The 6,027-nt window shown below is 43.1% G+C and carries 5 protein-coding genes and 2 pseudogenes; 5 read left to right on the forward strand and 2 right to left on the reverse strand.

From position 1 onward, the window contains the following. Positions 1-26: 26 nt before the first annotated feature. Positions 27-329 (forward strand): type II toxin-antitoxin system RelE/ParE family toxin, encoded by a 303-nt coding sequence (locus C5471_RS15625; protein ID WP_133815626.1) that lies wholly within the window; start codon positions 27-29, stop codon positions 327-329. Further along, on the forward strand, positions 326-604 hold the full coding sequence (locus C5471_RS15630; RefSeq protein WP_133815625.1) for an addiction module antidote protein: 279 nt from the start codon (positions 326-328) through the stop codon (positions 602-604). Before C5471_RS15625 ends, C5471_RS15630 begins: the two co-directional genes overlap by 4 nt. A gap of 118 nt (positions 605-722) precedes the next feature. On the opposite strand, the pseudogene C5471_RS15635 reads toward C5471_RS15630, so the two are convergent. Next, positions 723-2,150 (reverse strand): annotated as a pseudogene (locus tag C5471_RS15635) (IS1182 family transposase). Positions 2,151-2,497: 347 nt separating this feature from the next. Beyond that, positions 2,498-2,731 (reverse strand): type II toxin-antitoxin system TacA family antitoxin, encoded by a 234-nt coding sequence (locus C5471_RS15640; RefSeq protein ID WP_133815624.1) that lies wholly within the window; start codon positions 2,729-2,731, stop codon positions 2,498-2,500. 631 nt (positions 2,732-3,362) lie between these two features. Here C5471_RS15640 and csy1 point away from each other — a divergent pair. The 3 genes and pseudogenes from csy1 to C5471_RS15655 all read left to right on the forward strand — a co-directional run. Further along, positions 3,363-4,719 (forward strand): annotated as a pseudogene (csy1, locus tag C5471_RS15645) (type I-F CRISPR-associated protein Csy1). After that, entirely contained in the window at positions 4,716-5,675 is a 960-nt protein-coding gene (gene csy2, locus C5471_RS15650) for a type I-F CRISPR-associated protein Csy2 (RefSeq protein WP_133815623.1), read from the forward strand. Before csy1 ends, csy2 begins: the two are co-directional and overlap by 4 nt. A gap of 24 nt (positions 5,676-5,699) precedes the next feature. Continuing rightward, on the forward strand, positions 5,700-6,027 hold a 328-nt coding region (locus tag C5471_RS15655), incomplete at its 3' end, for a type I-F CRISPR-associated protein Cas7f/Csy3 (RefSeq protein ID WP_166296098.1).

Raw genomic sequence — 6,027 nt, forward strand, 5'->3', positions numbered from 1 at the left:
ATTATCAGATTATAAGGGGCAATGGAATGATAACTGTATTAAGTACAGAAACATTTGATAGCTGGATTGATGCCCTGAAAGATATTAAGGCGAAAACAAAAATTCAGGCACGGATTCGCAGACTGAAAAACGGGAGTTTTGGCGATATAGAGCCAGTAGGTGAAGGGTTTTCAGAAATGCGGATTCATGAAGGGAAAGGGTACAGGGTGTATCTGAAAAGCCACGGGAAAGTTATCGTTGTCCTGTTGTGTGGAGGAGACAAAAGCACACAGCAAAAAGATATAACCAGAGCTAAGGCCATTTATAAAGAGATCGAGGGGGAGCTATGAAACTGAAAGAGTATGATATTGCAGAACATTTGAACAATGGAGAAGAAATGCAAATGTACCTTAACGAGATTTTAGAAGATGGCGATCCGGTACTGGTACTTTCTGCGCTGGGTGATATTGCCAGAGCCAGAAATATGAGCCAGCTTTCAAGAGAGGTTGGCATGTCCAGAGAAGGGCTATATCATGCCCTTTCAGGGAAAGGGAACCCTACATTCAGCGCCATGATGAAAATAACAAAAGCGTTAGGGTTAAAATTTCACTTCACAGGGGCTTAACAATCCCTCAGACCGCTGACAAACCTCGTTGAAAATAACGGGGCTTGTTCCTTTCATTATGTGAATCATAATGCCACCCATTTTCCTCATTAAGCCGGTTTAATTGCCTGACAAGGCGTTATTTTCGTTTCTCCTGCAATGAAATACTCGCTCTCCAGAGATAAAAACAACAAAGCATCGCGACCAGCAATGCTATCTTCTTGATATTTTGGGCTGTTGCCGCCAGCAGACACGGTATCTGAACTTTCAGTAACCCTCGGAAACGGGCATAACGGTGCCCATGATGCTGCTTCGCATCCGCAAAACTGCGTTCTATCGTCTCCTTTCGTCACTTATAGGTCTTTTTACCCCACTCCGTTAGCCGGTTTTCCCTCGCTTGCTCCTTACTGTCCTCCCAGACATGACGGGTTATCTGTCTGCCCCTTTTGGCCTGCGTACAGGACGTGCGTTTTGGGCAATACTGGCAGATAGTCGCCGCAGCCTGATAATGCCGGTATCCCTCCCGGCTGGTCGTTTGATAAATCAACTTTTCGCCCTGAGAGCACACATCGCAGTCCTCCTGCTTGTCATAGGTAAAATGTTTCTTCTGGAAGACGTTTGCCTCCTTATTCGGACGGCGGTAACCGATTATTGGCATGACACCTAACTGTTCCGTTAAGTAACAAACCGGGGCCGTAAAATAGCCCGCATCCAGCCCAACCGCGAGGGGAGCCAGGGAGAATCGCCTGAGCTGACGTGTCAGGCACCCAATAAAAGGCGGGCTGTTGTGGACATTGTCCGGTGTAGTGTAGGTATCGGTGATGATGCCAACTTTCCCATCCACGCTACGGTGGTCAAGATAAAAGAACCCCTGGGTTTGTTGGTTCGGTGCATAAATCCGCTGTCCGGATCGGTGGTGCTGACCTTTGTCTTTCTCTGCCGTTCCTTCATGGCTGGTTTTAAGCTTTTTTTCCCGACGCGGCCCGGTCTTCATTGACGGCCTTTTCCAGTTCCTCAAGATAGGCACTGGGGGGCACAGAACGCAGTTCGTTCTTTGATTTATGCGGACTGGCACTGGCTTTCAGGTGGGTGCCGTCAGTATAGAGTACCCGTCCCCCCACCCACCCTCTGGCGATGGCTTGCTCAACAATATTATCAAAAATCTGCTGGAAGACTTCGCTGTGATTGAAACGGCGGCGACGGTTTTGGCTCAGGGTCGAAGCATCAGGCACTTTCTCTGTTAAGCCGAGGCGGAGGAGCCAGCGGTAGGCCACATTGACTTGGATTTCCTGAGCCAGACGGCGTTCGCTGGGGATCCCAAACAAGTAGCCGAGCAACATCATTTTAATCAACATGACCGGATCAATGGCAGGTCGACCATTATTGTGGCAATACAAAGGCGCGACTCATTCGCGGATGAATTCAAAATCAATGGTGGCATCAAAACGTGACGGACCAGGTGATTTTTGGGCACCAGCTCGTCAAGCGAGAGGGTTTCTGGTGGGAAAGTCTGGAGAGGGGGGGTCTTAACATGGTGGCAAGCTCCGTTGAGTGAACGGAACTTAATTAAAATAAAGTGCCGGATAAAAAACCAGCACTTTGTCAATAATCTGTGAAACTGTAAATTTCTGTTCAAATGCCCCTGCTAGTCCATCAGATGTGAGTGCTTGGATGGAACTTGATACTGAGACAATTTACCCGCATCTGGCTGATACCAAGGAGATGGAGCTAAAAGACGTCAGCCAGCATTTTTAGGTGTATTTGGCGCACCCAGTTGATGAGTTATTATATTTTTTGGATTTCCTGGGTCTAATTATCTATATGGGGTGGTGACCGGGTAGCTGCGATCACCACAGTTGAAGGCGGCGCGGTCGTGATGCCTGCTGATGGGTTCTTCGTGCCAAGTTTGTAATGTCATGATTGCTTCGGTAAGGCAAATGCTGCGGCCATTAATTTATCATTGGGTGCTGGTGGATTATCCAAAAGATTCAGTACATACAAACTGTCTCTTTCAGTCAGTTCCATCCGTTCATCAAACTCAGTCAAGTTGATGTGCTGTAAAGCAGCAGCACGCATTAATAGCAATTTTTCTTCTGAGGCAATTCGTAACGACATATGGTCATTAGTTTCTACTGGGATCTGAGGCATGGTTAAACTCTGCTGTCTGTATGTATGTATGTATTTAAAATAGTACATTGAAGGAAGATGATGAACAATATGTGCTCATTAAATACCTACATATTTGACACCGCATATACGAATGATTTTAGGATGATGAGGGATAAAAAAGTTGGCGGTGATCGTAGCTACTTGGTCACAATCCCTATGTGTGCTCATGAATATTCTTGATTTATGGCGCAATAATTGCCTAAACTGGAGACAGAGATGAGTGTATGGATTTAGAAGTAGTGCATAATCATATTTTTTAATAATAAATTGAACGTTTGAAGAAACAAACTATCTTATAAATATGCCATTGATAACAGGATGCCTTGTGAACATATTTACCCATTTTTAACTAGCAGAAAAATATGTTTCATGGTTAGCCAATGCCATAACCCGGCTGATATCATGTTTCTCATTATTGCAGTAAGTCATGGTTGTACGGTGATATATTGGAACCTATGGTGAAGTTAAAAGAGATAGCGACGTTTTTCAGTCATGTAATTCTGCGTTTCATACATTCGTTAATGTTTTAAATATGGTCAAACTGGGCAGTTTACTTGTTCATAATTTAGGGGTGCCCAGATAATCATTTTGATAAGGTAGGTAAAAGCCTATGAATGAAAATGGATTGAGTCGATTTATTATCGATTATATCGAAAACCGTAAACAGTCAAAGCTAGAGATTTTTGATAAAGAGGCAGAAAAGAGATTAGCGAAGTTAGCTTCTTTGGATGATATCACGCTTGCTCAACAGGAGATCGTTGAACAACGCAAGGCGTTGGAGGAACGTTACATTGTTGCGAATTGGTTGGATGATGCGGTTAACCGGGTAGATCAAATCCGCTTAGTGACACATGTTCTGAAATTTACCCATACTGATGCAAGAGGGAGCAGTATTTTAGCGCTACAATCAAAATCAAATGTAAAAAAAGATATTAAATATCTTTCCACGGCAGCTTTAGATAAACCTACAATAGATGCAGCGGGAAACGCGGCTGCTATTGATATTGCGATTATTGTTAACAGAATATCAGGAAGATGATTCACTGCTGGCGAATATAAATCGGGGCGACTATTCAGCACTAGCTGAATTGGCGGAAAATGAGCGGCAGCTTGAATTGTGGATCAATGGATTCAGGCAAGTTTTATCAGATAAACGACTTTCTTCACATAGACTGGCAAAACAGCTCTATTTCCCGATCAGCAATAGTGGGTATCACTTATTAAGTCCATTATTTTCTTCGTCTCTGGCGCATACCATGTATCAGCGTATTACTGACGTGCGCTTTAGTGAATTATCTAAAGAAATTAACAAAGCGAAAAGGGAAAATTATTGGCGTCCCGAAACTAGAGTGATTTATCCTAATACTGCTGCGCAGTACTTTGGTAGCACTAAGCCACAAATTACCTCTTATCTTAACAGTGTCCGAGGTGGACGTGTCTGGCTTTTACCATGTTCAGCTCCTGAATGGAAAAGTATCACTAAACCCCCTATGGAGCACAGGTCTATTTTTGAACTGGGCAGTGAGTTTGTTTCATTAGCCCGTAGCACTATTTGGCAGACTCAACGGTATTTGTTAAGTGTACAAAAATATGAAAATACGCTAGAGATCCGGCAATGTCGTCAGGAATATATTGATGAAATCATTGATATTTTGTTTAACTATGTTGCTGGCATACAAAATCTGAGCGAGCTTAAAGGCTGGAGTGCCAATGAAGATTGTGAATTAAAATATGCTCAGCAGCTTTGGCTTGATCCTTATCGTTGCCAATAAGATGAAACATTTGCATTGGAACGCGAAGATGGCGACTGGAAAAAAGAGATAGTCGCGGATTTTAGTTACTGGCTGAATCAGAGTTTAAAACATGAACGATTAGAAATGGGATTATCTGAACGTCGTGAGTGGGCTACTGTATTTAAGGAACGGTTACGTGAATTTGAGGATGAATTGCAGGAGATTATGCCATGAGCTATCTGATTATTTTACGTAAGATTAAAGTGGAAAATGCGAATGCGGTTGTGGGTTTAACCTATGGCTTTCCGGCTATCACTCATTTTCTTGGGTTTACTCATGCATTTTCACGTAAGTTGCAACAAAGTCATGATTTAACATTGGAAAATTGCGGCGTTATTTGTCATAACCATCAACTACATGCTTATCAGTCTGATCCGATTAAGGATAAAGTTTTTGCATTAACTCGCAATCCGCTAACTAAAGAAGCAAAAACAGCGACGTTTAATGAAGAAGGCCGTATGCATATGACGGTGTCTTTATTAATGGAATGTTCTGGTGAGATTGTGGGAGGGAGTACAAGCATTGACGAGTTAGAACAACATTTGCTGAAAATATGTTCAACTCATCGGCTGGCTGGTGGCACTATCACTGAAATTGCTAAAGTGGATGTTATTTCTTTCCCACAACAAGAGCAAGAAACACGTAAGTTAATGCGTCGTCTACTGCCAGGATTTGCCCTGTTGGATCGCTCTGAATTATTAGCTGATCATTACGATACATTAAAGCAAAGCAATCCGCAGGCAGAACTGCTTGATGCTTGGCTTGATTTCGCTGCTATCAAAATGCGGGCTATTCCTGTTCAAGAAGATAAACAACCTGAAATTGGCGACCCGGCAACTTGGGAATATGTTGCCAAACCCGCTTCTGGATATTTAGTTCCTTTGATGACAGGTTATCAGGCAATATCGCCGTTATATCCTGCCGGACAAGTGGAGAAAACGCGAGATCCCAATACTCCATTTCGTTTTGTAGAAGCAATTTATGGAGTAGGAGAGTGGCAAAGCCCGCATCGTATTCATGATATTCGTCAGTTACTCTGGTGTTATGACTATCAAGAGGGTGTCTATCGATGCTGCAATCAGCAGTCTGCTGCCCGTCAATCCAACAAGAAAGTAAGAATCATCGACTAATTAACTTAAAGAAAGGATATTTATATGGCTAAATTAACCAAAACCGCTTCTGTATTAGCATTTGAACGTAAACTTTCTAACTCTGATGCTGTCATGTTTGCTGGAAATTGGGAGCAAACCAGCGAATGGCAACCTATTGCTATTCAGGAAAAAGCGGTCAGAGGGACGATTTCTAATCGATTAAAAAACGCGTTAACCAGCGATCCGGCCAAATTGGATGCCGAGATTCAAAAAGCAAACCTGCAACGTGTTGATGTTGCGGCATTGCCTTTTGATTCTGATACCCTGAAAGTGAGTTTCACATTGCGGGTATTAGGCAATCTTTCAACACCATCAGTGTGTAACGATCAGG

The organism is Photorhabdus tasmaniensis, from assembly GCF_011189505.1.
GTDB lineage: Bacteria > Pseudomonadota > Gammaproteobacteria > Enterobacterales > Enterobacteriaceae > Photorhabdus > Photorhabdus tasmaniensis.

Bases quoted from the DNA above. Each gene is read 5' to 3' on its own strand.
- C5471_RS15625 (WP_133815626.1), top strand. From the start codon at position 27: ATGATAACTGTATTAAGTACAGAAACATTTGATAGCTGGATTGATGCC.
- csy2 (WP_133815623.1), top strand. From the start codon at position 4,716: ATGAGCTATCTGATTATTTTACGTAAGATTAAAGTGGAAAATGCGAAT.
- C5471_RS15640 (WP_133815624.1), bottom strand. From the start codon at position 2,731: ATGCCTCAGATCCCAGTAGAAACTAATGACCATATGTCGTTACGAATT.
- C5471_RS15630 (WP_133815625.1), top strand. From the start codon at position 326: ATGAAACTGAAAGAGTATGATATTGCAGAACATTTGAACAATGGAGAA.